This window comes from Streptomyces bicolor, from assembly GCF_000719285.1.
In the GTDB taxonomy this organism is placed as follows: Bacteria; Actinomycetota; Actinomycetes; order Streptomycetales; family Streptomycetaceae; genus Streptomyces; species Streptomyces bicolor.
Map to the genome: position 1 here is coordinate 134595 of NZ_JOFS01000032.1, position 15358 is coordinate 149952.

15 protein-coding genes and 1 pseudogene are annotated in these 15358 nt (G+C 72.1%); 8 read left to right on the forward strand and 8 right to left on the reverse strand.

Annotated elements, in window-relative coordinates; translation table 11 throughout:
• The first annotated feature begins 11 nt into the window (after positions 1-11).
• The 3 genes from efeB to IF78_RS0133825 are packed head-to-tail and all read left to right on the forward strand — an operon-like array spanning position 12 to position 3084.
• Positions 12-1256, forward strand: a complete 1245-nt coding sequence (gene efeB, locus IF78_RS0133815; RefSeq protein ID WP_031476556.1) for an iron uptake transporter deferrochelatase/peroxidase subunit — start codon at positions 12-14, stop codon at positions 1254-1256.
• A 3-nt stretch (positions 1257-1259) separates the two neighbouring features.
• Positions 1260-2132 (forward strand): iron uptake transporter permease EfeU, encoded by an 873-nt coding sequence (gene efeU, locus IF78_RS0133820; RefSeq protein WP_031476554.1) that lies wholly within the window; start codon positions 1260-1262, stop codon positions 2130-2132.
• Positions 2092-3084, forward strand: a complete 993-nt coding sequence (locus IF78_RS0133825) for an SCO2278 family lipoprotein (RefSeq protein ID WP_078662679.1) — start codon at positions 2092-2094, stop codon at positions 3082-3084. The genes efeU and IF78_RS0133825 overlap by 41 nt, the downstream gene beginning before the upstream one ends.
• Positions 3085-3137: 53 nt before the next feature.
• On the opposite strand, the gene IF78_RS0133830 is transcribed toward IF78_RS0133825, so the two are convergent.
• On the reverse strand, positions 3138-3869 hold the full coding sequence (locus IF78_RS0133830; protein WP_031476550.1) for a bifunctional DNA primase/polymerase: 732 nt from the start codon (positions 3867-3869) through the stop codon (positions 3138-3140).
• A 156-nt stretch (positions 3870-4025) separates the two neighbouring features.
• Positions 4026-4661, reverse strand: a complete 636-nt coding sequence (locus tag IF78_RS0133835) for a TetR/AcrR family transcriptional regulator (RefSeq protein WP_031476547.1) — start codon at positions 4659-4661, stop codon at positions 4026-4028.
• A gap of 112 nt (positions 4662-4773) precedes the next feature.
• Here IF78_RS0133835 and IF78_RS0133840 point away from each other — a divergent pair, with 112 nt between their 5' ends.
• On the forward strand, positions 4774-4977 hold the full coding sequence (locus IF78_RS0133840) for a DUF6243 family protein (protein ID WP_031476545.1): 204 nt from the start codon (positions 4774-4776) through the stop codon (positions 4975-4977).
• An 84-nt stretch (positions 4978-5061) separates the two neighbouring features.
• On the opposite strand, the gene IF78_RS0133845 is transcribed toward IF78_RS0133840, so the two are convergent.
• The 3 genes from IF78_RS0133845 to IF78_RS0133855 form a co-directional block, all read right to left on the reverse strand.
• Entirely contained in the window at positions 5062-6060 is a 999-nt protein-coding gene (locus IF78_RS0133845; RefSeq protein WP_031476544.1) for a small ribosomal subunit Rsm22 family protein, read from the reverse strand.
• Between the two features lie 77 nt (positions 6061-6137).
• On the reverse strand, positions 6138-7325 hold the full coding sequence (locus IF78_RS0133850) for a serine hydrolase domain-containing protein (protein WP_031476543.1): 1188 nt from the start codon (positions 7323-7325) through the stop codon (positions 6138-6140).
• Complete coding sequence (locus IF78_RS0133855) at positions 7265-8608, reverse strand: multidrug effflux MFS transporter (RefSeq protein ID WP_031476541.1); 1344 nt, start codon at positions 8606-8608, stop codon at positions 7265-7267. Before IF78_RS0133855 ends, IF78_RS0133850 begins: the two co-directional genes overlap by 61 nt.
• Positions 8609-8696: 88 nt before the next feature.
• On the opposite strand from IF78_RS0133855, the gene IF78_RS0133860 reads away from it, so the two are divergent.
• Entirely contained in the window at positions 8697-9743 is a 1047-nt protein-coding gene (locus tag IF78_RS0133860) for a Gfo/Idh/MocA family protein (RefSeq protein ID WP_031476539.1), read from the forward strand.
• Here IF78_RS0133860 and IF78_RS0133865 read toward each other — a convergent pair.
• Complete coding sequence (locus IF78_RS0133865; RefSeq protein ID WP_031476537.1) at positions 9730-11370, reverse strand: alkaline phosphatase D family protein; 1641 nt, start codon at positions 11368-11370, stop codon at positions 9730-9732. The genes IF78_RS0133860 and IF78_RS0133865 overlap by 14 nt on opposite strands.
• A 134-nt stretch (positions 11371-11504) precedes the next feature.
• On the opposite strand from IF78_RS0133865, the gene IF78_RS0133870 reads away from it, so the two are divergent.
• Positions 11505-12269: an SDR family oxidoreductase gene (locus IF78_RS0133870; protein ID WP_031476535.1), complete on the forward strand. Its 765-nt coding sequence runs from the start codon at positions 11505-11507 to the stop codon at positions 12267-12269.
• 294 nt (positions 12270-12563) lie between these two features.
• Here IF78_RS0133870 and IF78_RS0133875 read toward each other — a convergent pair whose 3' ends face one another.
• A complete protein-coding gene (locus IF78_RS0133875) occupies positions 12564-12890 on the reverse strand; it encodes a hypothetical protein (protein ID WP_031476533.1) in 327 nt (108 codons plus the stop codon).
• Positions 12891-13036: 146 nt separating this feature from the next.
• Between IF78_RS0133875 and IF78_RS0133880 the strand changes: the two genes are divergently transcribed.
• Positions 13037-13612, forward strand: a complete 576-nt coding sequence (locus IF78_RS0133880; protein WP_031476531.1) for a DoxX family protein — start codon at positions 13037-13039, stop codon at positions 13610-13612.
• A 112-nt stretch (positions 13613-13724) separates the two neighbouring features.
• Here IF78_RS0133880 and IF78_RS50975 read toward each other — a convergent pair.
• Positions 13725-14327: pseudogene (locus IF78_RS50975) on the reverse strand (winged helix-turn-helix transcriptional regulator); the annotation flags it as partial.
• 83 nt (positions 14328-14410) lie between these two features.
• Here IF78_RS50975 and IF78_RS0133890 point away from each other — a divergent pair.
• A partial coding sequence (locus IF78_RS0133890) for a lytic transglycosylase domain-containing protein (protein WP_425314637.1) occupies positions 14411-15358 on the forward strand: 948 nt, incomplete at its 3' end.

A 15358-nucleotide genomic window follows, 5' to 3' on the forward strand; every position in this document is an offset into this window, starting at 1 on the left:
CGGGCACCCAAATGACCGAGACTCCTGCATCCCCGTCCCGACGTGCCCTGATCGGCTGGGGCGGGGCCGGGCTCGCGCTCGGTGCCGTCGCGGCCGGGGGTGCCGTGGCGATGACCGGCACGGGCCAGGACGTGGACCCCGTCGGCGCCGAGGCGGGCGCCGCCGTCGACTTCCACGGCGACCAGCAGGCCGGTATCGCCACCCCCGTACAGGACCGGCTGCACTTCGCCGCGTTCGACGTGAAGACCGACGACCGCGCCGAGTTCGTGCGGATGCTGAAGGACTGGACGGCGGCCGCACGCCGGATGACCGCCGGGCAGGCGGTCGGCGAGGGCGCGTACGGCGGTCTGGCCGAGGCGCCGCCGGACGACACCGGTGAGGCGCTGGGGCTGAAGCCGTCGCGGCTGACCCTCACCATCGGGTTCGGTCCGTCTCTGTTCGAGAAGTTCGGGCTCGCCGGCCGGCGCCCCGAAGCCCTCGTCGACCTGCCGCACTTCGCCGGCGACAACCTCGACAGGAACCGCAGCGGCGGCGACCTGTGCGTCCAGGCCTGTGCGGACGACCCGCAGGTCGCCGTGCACGCGATCCGCAACCTGGCCCGCATCGGCTTCGGCAAGGTCGTCATCAAGTGGTCGCAGCTCGGCTTCGGGAAGACCTCGTCCACCACCCCCGAGGAGCAGACCCCGCGCAACCTCATGGGCTTCAAGGACGGCACCCGCAACATCGCGGGGACGGAGACGGACCGGCTGAAGAAGTTCGTGTGGGTCGGCGAGAAGGACGGCCCGGAGTGGATGACCGGCGGCTCCTATCTCGTCGCCCGGCGCATCCGTATGCACATCGAGACCTGGGACCGCACCTCCCTGCAGGAGCAGGAGGACATCATCGGCCGCGACAAGGGCGAGGGCGCCCCGGTCGGCAAGGCGAAGGAGCGTGACGAGCCGTTCCTGAAGGCGATGCTGCCCGACGCGCACGTCCGGCTCGCGCACCCCGACTCCAACGACGGGGCCACGATCCTGCGCCGCGGCTACTCCTTCACCGACGGCACCGACGGCCTGGGCAGGCTGGACGCGGGCCTGTTCTTCCTCGCCTACCAGCGCGACCCGCGCACCGGGTTCATCCCGATCCAGCGCAACCTGGCGATCGACTCGCTCAACGAGTACATCCAGCACGTGGGTTCGGCGCTCTTCGCCATCCCGCCCGGCGTCCGCGACAAGGACGACTGGTGGGGCAGCACCCTGTTCGGCAAGGAGGCGTAGGCCGTGTTCTCCAACTATCTGATCGGTCTGCGCGAGGGGCTGGAGGCCAGCCTCGTCGTCTGCATCCTCATCGCCTACCTGGTGAAGACGGACCGCCGGGACGCCCTCAGGCCCATCTGGATCGGCATCGGCGTCGCGGTCGCCCTGGCGCTCGGCTTCGGCTGCGCGCTCGAATTCGGCTCGCAGGAGCTGACGTTCGAGGCACAGGAGGCGCTCGGCGGCTCCCTGTCGCTCCTCGCGGTGGTCCTGGTGACGTGGATGGTGTTCTGGATGCGGCGCACCGCCCGGCATCTGAAGGCCGAACTGCACGGCAAGCTGGACGCCGCCCTGCGGATGGGCACGGGCGCGCTGGTCGCGACCGCGTTCCTCGCCGTCGGCCGGGAGGGCCTGGAGACGGCCCTGTTCGTGTGGGCGTCGGTGCGCGCGGCGGGCGACGGCACCCCGCGCCCGCTGATCGGCGTCGCCCTCGGCATCGCCACGGCGGTCGTCCTGGGCTGGCTGTTCTACCGGGGCGCGCTGCGCATCAACCTCGCCCGGTTCTTCACCTGGACCGGCGGCATGCTGGTGGTCGTGGCGGCGGGCGTGCTGGCGTACGGCTTCCACGATCTGCAGGAGGCGCGCTGGCCGCCGGGCCTGAGCGACAAGGCGTTCGACATCAGCGACACCGTCGATCCGTCGAGTTGGTACGGCACCCTCCTGAAGGGCGTCTTCAACTTCCAGCCCGATCCGACCGTCCTCCAGGTCACGGTGTGGCTGCTGTACCTGATCCCGACGCTCACGCTGTTCCTCGCACCGGTAGGGTTCGCCTCCGGGAAGGGGAAGGTGAAGGGACCTGATGAGCAGGGAACGCGGCCCTCGAAGGCTCCGCAGGCTTGACCGGAGCGCACTGATAGCTGCCTCGATGACCGCTTTGTCGCTGACGGCGAGCGGATGCGTGGTGGTCCACGGGGAGCGGGAGATTCTCCCCTCGGCCACCAAAGCGGAGGCTGCCAAGGCCCTACAGCAGTTCACAACCGCGTACAACAAGGCGGACAAGGCGTACGACAGCTCCCTCGACGCCGACCACGTCACCGGCGCCCTGAGCGACATCGACGCGGCGCGGCTGAAGGCGGGCAAGGCGGTGAGCCCCGGCGGCAACGCGGCACACACCCCGCTGGAGCTGTCGGACACCAAGTTCACGATCCCGAAGAAGGCGGGCTGGCCGCGCTGGTTCGTGGCCGACGCGGCCGGCAACAAGTTCGGCAGCGCACGCTGGTTCTTCGTCTTCACCCGCCACAGCCTGGACGAGCCGTGGGAGGCCGCGTATCTGACGCTGGTGGCCCCCGACGACGTGCCGAAGTTCAAGACGGACAAGGACGGCTGGGCCGAGGCCGTCCCGGCGAACTCGGCCGAACTGGCCGTGCCGCCGGGGGACTTGAGCAAGGCGTACGCCGGCTACCTCAAGGACGGCGGGGACGTCTTCGCGGACGGCCGCCACACCAGCGGGTGGCGTGCCGACCGGGAGAAGGACGCCAAGCGACCGGGTCTGGTCAGCCAGTTCATCGACGAACCGCTCACGAGCGGCGACTACGCCCCGCTGGCGCTGCGCACCACGGACGGCGGCGCGCTGGTGTTCTTCACCACGCGCTACTACGAGAAGCGGACCGCCTACGCGGGCACCTCGGTCCCCTCTCCGGGCAAGGCCGTCGAGGCGCTGACGAAGGGCGAGATAAAGCAGTCGCTGACCCTGGAGATCGTCTCCACCGAGGTGGCCCTGGACCCGAAGGGCTCCGGGAAGGTGAAGGTCATCGGCCGAACGCAGGGGCTCACGTCGGCGAAGGGCGAGTGACGTAGCTCAGGCCCGAGGGGCGGCGGCTCGGCGCGGCCGCCCCGCAGGCCGCCTCAGCGGCGCAGCGGCCAGGCCCCGCTGACGTGGTCGGACTCCTGGCCGACGTGGCGGGCGCAGGCGTCGGTGAGGATCTCCAGCAGGCTCAGCGGGTCGGGCAGCGGGTGTTCGAGCCCGCGCACCCAGTGCACGGTCCGGCCCTCGCCGGGCAGCTGGGCGGGCGGCACGAGGACGTAGGACCCGCGGCAGTGCCAGCGCAGCCCCGGGTGCTCGTCCATGGTCTCGGGGTGGCAGTCCAGCTCGCAGGGCCACCACTCGTCCTCGTCCTCGGGGGTGCCGCGGGTGAGGGTGAAGAACAGCATGCGGCCGTCGTCGCTCTCGGTGACCGGTCCCACCTCGATGCCGGAATCGAGCAGCCGCTCCAGCGCCTCGCGCCCCGCCTCGATGGGCACGTCTAGGACGTCGTGCACCATGCCGGTCGCGGTGATGAAGTTGGCCTGCGGCTGATGGCGGGCCCAGCGCTCGATCTGGGCGCGGTCGGTGGTGGACTGCGTCTGCCAGGCGAAGGACACCGGGTGCCGGGCGGGGGTGGGACAGCCGACCCGGTCACAGGAACAGCGGTAGCCGGCGGGGTGCGCGGCGGGCGCGAGGGGCAGTCCCGCCGCGGCGGCGGCCAGCAGCAGGGCCTCCCTGCCACCGTCGTCGGCGGCGTCCTTGGGGCGGCGTCCACGCAGCCACTGGGAGAATTTGCCCTGCAGGCCGGTCCGGCCGCCCAACTCCGAGCTCATCTATCGCCTCGCCTCGCTGTCGTGCGGAACAGCATGCCCTATGGTCCCATCATCGTGCGCTCCGGGGGGCCGTAGCGGACAACCGGGGTAGGTGGGGCGAGGCGTACACAGCACCGCGATCAGGGGTAATGGGCAGCTTTGGCGGGATTTACGTCCCTACCGTGTGCGCGGTGCGATGCCGTACAGGGCGTAGTCGACCAACGTGTCCGTGTACTCGTACGAGATCGGGCCCGTGTGCTGCAGCCAACGCTGGGCGAGGGGGGAGACCCACAGTTCCAGGGCGATGCGCGGGTCGACCTCCGGGCGGACCTGGCCGGCCTCCTGGGCGGCGCGCACCCGGTCGACGTACAGCATGAGCGAGGGTTCGAGGAGCTTGGTCACGAAGACCCGGCCGAGCTGTTCGTTGACCACGCCCTCGGCGGCGAGGGCGCGGGACGGGATCTCGAAGCGGGGGTCCTTGAGCTGGTCGACGGTGAGGCGCAGTACGGCTTTGAGATCGGCGGCGAGGTCGCCGGTGTCCGGGATGGCGAACTCGTACTCCGGGCCGGCGTCCCGGGACGCCTGCTCGCTCAGGTCGAGGAAGGCCTCCAGCAGGACGTCCGCCTTCGACGACCACCAGCGGTAGATCGTCTGCTTGCCGACGCCGGCGCGGGCGGCGATGCCCTCGATCGTGGTCCTCGGGTAGCCGACTTCCCCGACGAGGGCGAGGGCGGCGCCGTAGATGGCCCGACGGGACTTCTCACTCCGGCGGGTGGAGCTGGGGGCGGGCTGAGCGGACTTCTGGGCTGCCATGGCTTGAATTTATCAGGTTGACAAGACGGAGCGTCTCGCCGGACCCTGGGTGAGCACGATACATCGAGACGAACCGTCTCGTTTCATTCATTCCGACGAAAGGAGCTCCACCATGGCCCGAAGCGGAGCCGGAAACATGCTGGGCGTCGGCGGGACGCGACGGAACCTCGGCCGCAACGCGCTGCGCGGAGGCGGCCGGGACGGCCGTATCGGCGGCGGGACCGACCCCCTTGCCCAGAAGAAGGAGCTGCTGCGCAAGCTCCAGGAGAAACAGGGGCAACGGCGGGAAGGGGAGCCGACCGACGACGCGTCGTGATCGGCGTCCGCGTTCCCCGTGCCCCTTCGGGCCCGTCTCCCCCGCCCGGGGGAGGCGGGCCGCTCTCGTGCGGTGGGCCGGTGCCTAGGGCTCTTCGTTCTCGGCCGGAGGCCAGGCGTCGCCCCAGTCCGCGTCGCGGGCCGCCTTGTAGAGGTCGCCGTGGCGTTTGGTGATCGTGGTGCGGCGCAGGGAGGGTTCGGTTTCGCACAGGTCGAGGAGGACCTGGCCCTTGCGGATCTGCGGTTTGCGTACGACGCGGGCGGGGGCCGGGGTGGCGGGGTGGCGGGTGGCGGCGACGTAGGCGAACTTCTCGTCCTCGTAGGCGAGGGAGCCGCCCTTGATCTGGCGGTGGAGCGAGGAGCGGCTGACCCTTGCCGAGAAGTGGCACCAGTCCGTGCCGGGGACGATGGGGCAGGCGGCGCTGTGCGGGCAGGGGGCGGCGATGTGGAAGCCGGCGGTGACGAGGCGGTCGCGGGCCTCGATGACGCGGGTGTAGCCGTCCGGGGTGCCGGGCTCGACGATCACGACGGCCTGGGCGGCGGAGGCGACGGTGTCGAGGAGGGTGGTGCGGTCGGGGGCGGTGAGCTCGTTGAGGACGTAGGAGACCGTGACGAGGTCGGTGGGGTCCAGGGTGAGCGTCGAGCCGATTCGGGCGCGGTGCCAACGGGCGTTCTGCAGCGCGGGGTTGGCGGCGGCGATCTCCCGGCCGATGGCGAGGGCGGGCTCGGCCCAGTCCAGCACGGTGACGCCGCGCTCGCCGGGCCAGGTGGCGGTGACGGCCCAGGTCGCGGCGCCGGTTCCGCCGCCGACGTCGGTGTGGCTGGTGGGGGTCCAGTCGGGGACGGCCTGCGCGAACGCCTCCAGTGCCGCGTGGACGGCCTCGAAGGTCGCGGGCATGCGGTAGGCGGCGTAGGCGGCGACGTCGGCGCGGTCGCGGAGGATGGGGGTGTGGGTGGGGGTGGCGCCCCGGTAGGTGGCGATCAGGCGGTCGACGGCCTGGGCGGCCTGGCGGGGTGGGAGGCCGTCGAGGAGGGTGGCGAGGCTGTGGCGCAGGGTCTCGGCCGGGGGTACGGGGGCGTTCACTCGGCGATTCTATGAGGGTGCGGGGCGTGGGTGCGGGCCTCGGTCTCCTCAAACGCCGGACGGGCTGAAATACCTGCTTACGTACCCCGCACCGCCCGTGCCACCCTCGTCCCCACCGCCGCCCGCGGCCGGCTGTCCGGCCCCCGCCTGCGCGGATGCACCGTGTTCGCCAGCAGCACGACGAAAGTGTCCGTCGCCGGATCCAGCACCAGCGATGTCCCCGTGAACCCGGTGTGCCCCGCCGCCCCCCGCCCCGCCAGCTCCCCCATGAACCACGGCTGGTCGATCGCGAACCCCAGCCCGGGCGGGGTCAGCAGCAGTTCCACGAAGTCGGGGCCGAGGATGCGGGCGGGGCCGTACGCGCCGCCCGACAGCAGTGCTCGGCAGAAGATCGCCAGGTCTCGGGCCGTCGAGAAGAGGCCCGCATGGCCGGCCACCCCGCCCAGCGCCCACGCGTTCTCGTCGTGGACGACACCCCGCAGCATCCCCCGGTCCGCCTTGGCCCACGGCCGCCGTTGGTCCTCGGTCGCCGCCGCCCCGGGGCAGGGCCCGAAGTGGGTCGCGGTCATGCCGAGGGGGCGGGTGATGCCGTCGTGGACGAGGACGTCGAGCGTGCGGCTCGTGAGGCGTTCCAGTACGTGCTGGAGCAGGAGGAGGTTCAGGTCGGAGTAGCAGTAGGTGCCGGGCACGCCGATCGGTGGCTCCGCGCGGAGCATCTCCAGCCGCTCCGCGTCGTCCGCGCAGTCGTACAGCGGCAGTTCGGGCCGCAGTCCGGACGTGTGCGTGAGCAGTTGGCGCACCGTGATGCCGTACCGGGCCGCCGCTCGGAAGTCCGGCAGGTACGCCCCGACCCGCGCGTCGATGCCGAGCGTGCCCCGCTCGATCTGCTGCACCGCGGCCACCGAGGTGAACAGCTTGGTGAGGGAGGCCAGATCGAAGGGCGTGTCCGTGGTCATCGGAACGCGGGCGCCGGGCGGCAGTTCCACCCCGGCGTCCCTCTTCTCGTCGTAGGAGGCGTACCGCACCGCCCAGCCGGCCGCCTCCTCCACCGCGAGGTACGGCCCCCGCCCGACGGCCAGCACCGCGCCGGCCGCCCAGGGGCGAGGGCCGGTGCTGAGGTCATGGACCTCGCGGACGAGATGACGGATCTCCTCGGGGTCGAGTCCGGCCCTTTCCGGCGTGTCCCCGCGCAGTCTCGGCGCGCTCAGCTCTCCGCTCCCTCCGCACCCGCAGATCTGTCCGCACGTCTGTTCCAAGGACGGCACATTCCCATGAAGCAGGCCAGCGCCACCAGTGCTGCGGCCAGTTGGACGACGGCCATCGGGACGGCGGTGTCCTCCCCGGCGACACCCACGAGGGGCGAGGCGATCGCGCCGATGAGGAAGGAGGACGTGCCGAGGAGCGCGGACGCGGAGCCGGCGGCGTGCTTGGTGCGCAGGAGGGCCAGCGCCTGGGTGTTGGGCAAGGTCACGCCCATCGCGGACATCAGGACGAAGAGGGCCGCGGCCACCGGCACCAGGCCGACCTCGCCGAACACGCCCAGGGACATCAGCAGCAGCGCCGTCGCCGCCAGGATCACCACCGCCAGGCCCGCCCCGAGCACCCGGTCCAGGCTGACCCGCCCCACCAGCACCTTGCCGTTGATCTGGCCGACGACCACCAGCCCGACCGAGTTGAGGCCGAACAGCAGGCTGAAGGTCTGCGGCGAGGCCCCGTAGATCTCCTGGATCACGAACGGCGACGCCGATATGTAGGCGAAGAGGGCGGCAAAGGCGAACCCTCCTGCCAGCATGTACCCGGCGAAGGGGCCGTCGGCCAGCAGTCCGCGCATGGCGCGCAGGGCCGCGCCGACCCCGCCGGCGTGCCGGTCGTCCGCCGGGAGGGTCTCGGGGAGCTTCCACCAGACGAGGCCCGCCAGCAGCACCCCGACCACCGTCAGCACAGCGAACACGCCCCGCCAGTCCGTCACCCGCAGCATCTGCCCGCCGATGAGCGGCGCGATGATCGGGGCGACGCCCGAGATCAGCATGAGGGTGGAGAAGAAGCGGGCCATCGCCAGGCCGTCGTACAGATCGCGTACGACCGCCCGCGCGATGACGATCGCCGCCGCACCCGCGAGTCCCTGTGCCAGCCGGAAGGCGATCAGGGACTCGACGGTGGGCGCGAGCGCGCACAGCACGGTGGCCACGACGTACACGGCCAGGCCCGTCAGCAGCGGGCGTCTGCGGCCCCAGCGGTCGCTCATCGGGCCGACCACCAGCTGCCCGAGCGCCATGCCGGCCAGGCAGGCCGTGAGCGTGAGCTGGACGGTCGCGGCGGGCGCGTGCAGGGACCCGGTGACCTCGGGGAGCGCCGGGAGGTACATGTCCATCGCCAGCGGGGGCGTGGCCGTCAGTCCGCCGAGGATGAAGGTGACGAGGAAGCCGGTGCGGCGGAGGGAGCGGGTGGGCGGTTGCTTCGCCGAAGGTGGATTCGCCGGTGACACCGCCGAAGGTGAAGGTGTCGCCGACTGCGACGCGTCCTCTATCGGCCCCCCACGGTCGCCCATGCACCCCTCCCTCTCCCAGTGATCCGCCCTCTATGCTCTCAGCTCGTACAGAGTGCCGAGGGTCACATGACCGAGGGGTGGGGCCGTGATGGCCGAGCAGAGCGTGCGGTGGGGGATCCTGGCGACCGGCGGGATCGCGGCCGCGTTCACGGCGGACCTCGTGGATCTGCCGGACGCCGAGGTGGTGGCGGTGGCCTCGCGGAAGCAGGAGTCCGCCGACGCGTTCGCCGAGCGGTTCGGGATTCCGCGGGCGTACGGCGACTGGGCCGCGCTCGCCGAGGACGGCGACATCGATGTCGTGTACGTCGCCACCCCGCACTCGGCGCATCGGGCGGCCGCCGGGCTGTGTCTGGAGGCCGGGCACAACGTGCTGTGCGAGAAGGCGTTCACGCTCAACGCCCGCGAGGCCGGGGAACTCGTCGCGCTGGCGAAGGCGCGCGGCAGCTTCCTGATGGAGGCCATGTGGATGTACTGCAACCCGCTGATCCGTCGACTCAAGGCCCTGGTGGACGACGGCGCGATCGGTGAAGTGCGCCATGTCCAGGCCGACTTCGGGCTGGCCGGCCCCTTTCCGCCCTCGCACCGCCTGCGCGACCCGGCACAGGGCGGCGGCGCGCTGCTGGACCTCGGCGTGTACCCGGTCTCCTTCGCCCAGTTGCTGCTCGGGGAGCCGTCGGACGTCACGGCGCGCGCGACGCTGTCCGCGGAGGGCGTCGACCTCCAGACCGGAGCCCTGCTGTCCTGGGACGGCGGCGCGCTCGCCTCGGTGCACTGCTCCATCGCCGGCGGTACGGCGACCTCCGCGTCGGTCACCGGCTCGGGCGGCCGTATCGACGTGCCGCACGGCTTCTTCTTCCCGGACCGTTTCGTCCTGCACCGCGACGGCCGTGACCCCGAGGAGTTCACGGCCGACCCGGCGGACGGGCCCCGCAACACCCTGCGGCACGAGGCCGTCGAGGTGATGCGCGCCCTGCGCGCCGGGGAGAGCGAGTCCCCGCTGGTGCCGCTCGACGGCACGCTGGCCGTGATGCGGACGCTCGACGCGATCCGGGACCGCGTCGGCGTCCGCTACCCGGGCGAGGCCCCCGAGGAGGACTCCGGCGAGGACCTCGTGCCCGCGCTCACACCGGCGTGAGCCCCGGCTCCCCGGCCCGGGTGACGAAGGACGCGGCCGTCGTGACCGGCGCCCCGGGCGTGGTCACGTACGGCACCGTCTTGAAGTCGGCCCGCGCCTGCTCCTGGCCCAGCGCGACGGTCGTGTAGCCGCGCCGCCCGTTGTAGAACCTCATGTGCGGGTTGGCCTGCATGTACGTGTCCCAGTTGGCGGGCCGGTCGGTGCCGTCCCGGCCGCTGGCGATCGACGTGGCCACGATCTCGGTGCCGAGCGTGTCGGAGTCGGGGTCGTCGAAGTCGTCCTTGATGTCGAAGCCGTAGCCGACGTGGACGTCACCGGTGAGCACCATCAGGTTCTCGATCCCGGCGGCCTTGGCGCCGTCCAGGACCCGGCGGCGGGAGGCGCGGTAGCCGTCCCAGGCGTCCATGGAGACCCGGGAGGGTGTGGTGAGGTCGAACTTCCGCTGGGAGAAGGTGACCTGCTGCGGTACGACGTTCCACAGCGCCGTCGAGTCGCGCCATCCGTCGAGCAGCCAGCGCTCCTGGGTGGCGCCGGTCATGGTGCGCGCCGGGTCGTCGACGTCCGGGCCGGGGATCTGCGCGCCGTCGCCGTAGGCCTGGTTGGAGCGGTACTGCCGGGTGTCCAGCACGTCGAACTGGGCGAGCCGGCCCCACCGCAGGCGCCGGTAGAGCCGCATGTCGGAGCCCGTGGGCTGCTGCGGACTGCGCAGGGGCTGGTTCTCCCAGTAGGCGCGGTAGGCGGAGGCCCGGCGCAGCAGGAACTCCTCCGGCGGGACGCTGTTCTCGGGGGTGTCGTCGGCGTAGTTGTTCTCGGTCTCGTGGTCGTCCCAGGTGACGACGAAGGGGTGCGCGGCGTGCGCGGCCCTGAGGTCGGGGTCGGTCTTGTAGAGGGCGTAGCGCAGGCGGTAGTCCTCCAGGGTCACCGTCTCGCGGTTGAAGAGGGCCGGGAGCGTGCGGTCGGTGTAGTTGCGGTAACCGCCGACGGAGTTGACCGCGTACTCGTACAGGTAGTCGCCGAGGTGGAAGACGACGTCCACGTCGTCCTGCGCGAGATGGCGGTACGGCGTGTAGTAGCCGTCGGTGTACGCCTGGCAGGAGACGGCCGCGAGGGTCAGCGAGCTCGTCGCGGCGTCGGCGAGCGGCGCGGTGCGGGTGCGGCCCGTCTCGCTGATCCAAGCGCCGGTGCGGAAGCGGTAGTAGAAGACGCGGTCCGCGTCCAGGTTGTCGACCTCGACGTGGACCGTGTGGTGGAACTCGGGGTGCGCGGTGGCGGTGCCGCGTCTGGCGATACGGCTGAACCGCTCGTCGTGCGCCAGTTCCCACTGGACCGTGACGCGTTCGGCGGGCAGTCCGCCGTCCGGCTGGTACGGCACGGGGGCCAGGCGGGTCCACAGCACGACAGAGCCGGGCAGCGGGTCGCCGGAGGCGACGCCGAGCGTGAAGGGGTCGGCGGTGATCTTGCGGGGGTCGAGCCGCGCGGCACTGGCGGCACCCGCCGTCGGCAGGTTCACGGCGAAGGCGAGCGCGGCGGCCGCGCCGGTGAGGGTCAGGAAGCGGCGGCGGCCGATGTGCCGGGCGGCGGCGCGCAGTTCGGGGGCGTGCTGGGGCGGGTGTGCAGCGATGGTCATCCGGTCCTCCCCTGACTGATGGATGCATGACGCATTGGAGTGGCCGGGGACGACACCCGCTTGGCGCGTACACAACACCCGGATGGCAGACAGATGAGTTCCGAATGGCGGACCCTCACGTACGCTGCGGCCCCATGAACGACAGGGAAACGGGCACAAGGATCGCCGTGGTGACCGGCGCCGGCTCCGGCATCGGACGTGCGGTGGCCGTGGAGCTGCTGCGCGCGGGCTGGTCGGTGGCGCTGGCCGGGCGGCGCGTCGAGACGCTGGAGGAGACGGCGGGGCTGGTGCCCGACGGCGCCGCTCTCGCCGTACACACGGACGTGTCACGGCAGGAGGACGTGGCCGCGCTGTTCGCCGCCACCGTGGAGCGGTTCGGGCGCGTGGACCTGCTGTTCAACAACGCGGGGACGTTCGGACCGGGCGGCGTGCCGGTCGAGGAACTGTCGTACGACGCCTGGCGGCACGTCGTGGACACCAACCTCAACGGGGCGTTCCTGTGCGCGCAGGCGGCGTACCGGCAGATGAAGGAGCAGGACCCGCGGGGCGGCCGGATCATCAACAACGGCTCGATCTCGGCGCACACGCCGCGGCCGCACTCGGTGGCCTACACGGCGACCAAGCACGCGCTGACCGGCCTGACCAAGTCGCTGTCGCTGGACGGGCGGCCGTACGACATCGCCGTCGGGCAGATCGACATCGGCAACGCGGCGACCGACATGACCGCACGCATGGAGACGGGCGCTCTGCAGGCCAACGGCTCAGTGGTGCCCGAGCCCGTGATGGACGTGGCCGATGTGGCGCGGACCGTGCGGCACATGGCGGAGCTGCCGCTGGCGGCGAACGTGCAGTTCGCGACGGTGCTCGCGACGGCGATGCCCTACGTGGGGCGCGGCTGAGGTCCCCCCGGCCCTCCCGTCACCTCCACAACTTGCACAAGCGGAATATGAAGTTCCACTGCGTCGCGGCCGGTGGGCGACATATGCTCAACTTCGCCTGCACAAGAGCTTCACATATGGAGCAGGCGGCTTCCGCAAGCCATACCGAGGGGGGAGGCGGCAGCCGTTCCACGATCACCGGGTGGGGGTGGACCTCGCGTGGGACCGCGAGGTACGCACCGGTGCGTGGAACGGCTGCCGCACAGGCCGTACGACGATGCTCAGAAGACTCTGGCGGGGACTTCCTGACGGCGGTTACGCCTGACCGGTCTCGAAGCGGGAGATCCTGCCGTCCTCCTCCACCTCGAAGTGCCAGCGGGTGCGCATCTCGCCCCAGGTGTCGTTGCGGTAGCTGGCGAGGAGGTCGCGGCCTTGGTTCGACTCGTTGTCGACCTCCATGTGGCCGTTGGAGGAGAAGATCTCGTTCTCGATCCAGTCGGCGAGGTCGCGGTCGGTGCCGTCGTCCGCCATGGTCGCGCCGGGCGCGAGGATGCTCAGGAAGCCCTCGCGGTCGTGCGAGTTGACGGCGGTGACGAACGCACGGACGGCGGGGTCGCTGAGTTTGGACGTCTGAATCGTCATACCGGTCAGACTCACATCGCCCCCGCCGGCCCGCCACCCGAACGGCGGCGAGGGCGGGCCGAGTGGGTGTCTTCGGTGCGACGGTGGATACGCGGGAGGGGATCTGTTCGAGCCGACTGTTCCTGCTGACTGTTCCGGGAGTCGCTGTGGGTGCTGCGAGTGCTTTCGACCGACGTGATCTGGGTCTGCTGTTGCTCCGGCTGGGTGCCGGCGGGGTGCTGGCCGCGCACGGCACACAGAAGCTGTTCGGCTGGTTCGGCGGGCACGGCCTCCAGGGCACCGGCCAGTTCATGGAGTCGGTCGGCTACCGGCCGGGCAAGGCGAGCGCGACCGCGGCGGGGCTCGCGGAGACCGGTGGCGGCACGCTGCTGGCGCTGGGGCTGGCGACGCCCGCGGCGGGTGCGGCGGCGGCCGGGGCGATGGCGGGGGCGTCCGCGGTGCACGCCCCGAACGGCTTCTTCAACCAGGGCGGCGGCTACGAGTACGCGGCCACCCTCGGCCTGGCCGCGACCGGCCTCGCCATCGCGGGCCCCGGCCGCCTCTCCCTCGACCACGCCCTGCGCCACGTCCTCGACCGCGGCTGGATGGTCCCCACGGCACTGGCGGCGACGGCCACGGTGACAGCGCTGGTGGTGGGGGCCCGCAACCGGCGGCTGGACAAGCCGGAGAAGGAGGAGGGGGCGGGCGGGTTCGAGGGGCAGGAGTCGCTGTTCGGCGAGTAAGCGGGACCAGTGAAGCGAAGTGGGCTGACAGCTCCCGGACATTTCCCGGCCGTTGACCTTGCAGCGCAGCCGTGACACGAGCCGGTCGATCGCACCGTCGGTCGGGGGGGTCGGCCCAGACGTGCCGTCCGATCTGCTCCTTCGAAAGCACGCGTTCGGCGTTGACCAGCAGGCAGCGCAGCAGCCGGTACTCCGCGGGCGTGAGCTCGATGGTGCGCTCGCCACGGCGGGCCCGGCGGGTGGCGTCATCCAGCACGAGGTCGCCGTAGCGCAGCGAGCCGTCCCATCCCGCGGTCTCCGCGTCACCGCGCGGTGCGCGCACCAACTGGCGTGCCCGGCCGAGGACTTCGGCCACCCCGCCCGGAGCGCCGCCCGGCTGCCCGTCCGCGCCCGGGCAGGCTCCGGGGAGGGTGCCCAGGAACTCGCCGGTCCCGGTCAGCAGCAGGACGGCCGGGCGGTCGGGGGCGAGCAGACGGCGGCTGTGCCTGAGCGCCTCGGCCTCGTTGAACCCGTAGAAGGGGTCGTCCACGGCCTTGTCGATGCCCCGGGTTCCGCCGGCGAAGCCCCGGACGTAGACGAGGGGGAGTCTGCGGTTGTCGTCCACGCTGTGCCTCCAGGTGCCGGGGTCCACCTCTCCTGCCTGGAGCAAGCCCGCAGGTCTGGCCTCCGGGAGGGGGCCGGACCGGTGACGTGCCGGGATCCGCGACAGCGGCATGCGCGCAGAACCGTGCGACGGACGCGCCGCTCCGCCCCGTAGAGCAGACGACGGACATACGTCTGCAGGGAGGGGAACGGAAAGTGGCAGGGCAGGGAGTCAGAACCGCCAGGGGTACGGCGGCCGCGCTGGCGGCGATGGTGGCGCTCACCGCCTCACAGGCACCGGGCGCGGTCCCGGCACGGGCCTCGGCACCGACGCCGAGGCAGACACCCGCCGAGCACGGGCCGAGCGTCTCCGGCGACACCCCGTACCGCACCGAGCTGCCGCCGCTGCGGACCGGGAAGCCCGACGGCGACGAGCCGGCACCGGCGGAAGTGGGCGGCGCGCTGCCGGCGAGCGTGTTCGCCGCGTACCGGCGAGCCGAGGAGCGGCTCTCCCGGGAGGCGCCCGGCTGTCGCCTTCGGTGGCAGCTGCTGGCGGCGATCGGGCAGGTGGAGTCCGGGCAGGCGCGGGGCGGTCGGGTGACGTCGGACGGTACGACGGTGACGCCGATCCTCGGCCCACGGCTGGACGGCGTGGCGTTCGCGCTGATCCGGGACACGGACGGTGGGGCCCATGACGGGGACACGGCGTACGACCGGGCGGTCGGGCCGATGCAGTTCATCCCGTCGACCTGGGCGCGCTGGGGCGCCGACGGCAACGGCGACGGCCGTATGGATCCGAACAACATCTTCGACGCGGCCCTCGCCGCCGGACGCTACCTGTGCGCGGGCGGGCGGGATCTGTCGGTCCCCGCCGAGATGGACCGGGCGATCCTCGGCTACAACCACTCGACGGCCTACCTGCGCACGGTCAGGGCCTGGTACGCGTACTTCCTGGGCGGCCACCGGGTGGTGCCGGACGCCTCCGCCGGTTCCGCTGACCGCCCCGAGCCGTCGCGGTCCCCCTCGAAGCCGAAGGAGGGCTCACCGCCGCGCCCCTCCGCGCCTCCGAGCGCCACCCCGTCCCGCCCACCGTCGACCCCCGCCTCACCGACCCCCATCGCCCCGTCCCGCCCGGCCACCGACCCCGAGGAGACCGACAACCCG

Coding starts and splice junctions, on each gene's coding strand:
- IF78_RS0133825 (WP_078662679.1), top strand. CDS start 2,092: ATGAGCAGGGAACGCGGCCCTCGAAGGCTCCGCAGGCTTGACCGGAGC.
- IF78_RS0133855 (WP_031476541.1), bottom strand. CDS start 8,608: ATGGGCGACCGTGGGGGGCCGATAGAGGACGCGTCGCAGTCGGCGACA.
- IF78_RS0133840 (WP_031476545.1), top strand. CDS start 4,774: ATGGCCCGAAGCGGAGCCGGAAACATGCTGGGCGTCGGCGGGACGCGA.
- IF78_RS0133875 (WP_031476533.1), bottom strand. CDS start 12,890: ATGACGATTCAGACGTCCAAACTCAGCGACCCCGCCGTCCGTGCGTTC.
- IF78_RS0133865 (WP_031476537.1), bottom strand. CDS start 11,370: ATGACCATCGCTGCACACCCGCCCCAGCACGCCCCCGAACTGCGCGCC.
- efeB (WP_031476556.1), top strand. CDS start 12: ATGACCGAGACTCCTGCATCCCCGTCCCGACGTGCCCTGATCGGCTGG.
- IF78_RS0133870 (WP_031476535.1), top strand. CDS start 11,505: ATGAACGACAGGGAAACGGGCACAAGGATCGCCGTGGTGACCGGCGCC.
- IF78_RS0133835 (WP_031476547.1), bottom strand. CDS start 4,661: ATGGCAGCCCAGAAGTCCGCTCAGCCCGCCCCCAGCTCCACCCGCCGG.
- IF78_RS0133860 (WP_031476539.1), top strand. CDS start 8,697: ATGGCCGAGCAGAGCGTGCGGTGGGGGATCCTGGCGACCGGCGGGATC.
- IF78_RS0133830 (WP_031476550.1), bottom strand. CDS start 3,869: ATGAGCTCGGAGTTGGGCGGCCGGACCGGCCTGCAGGGCAAATTCTCC.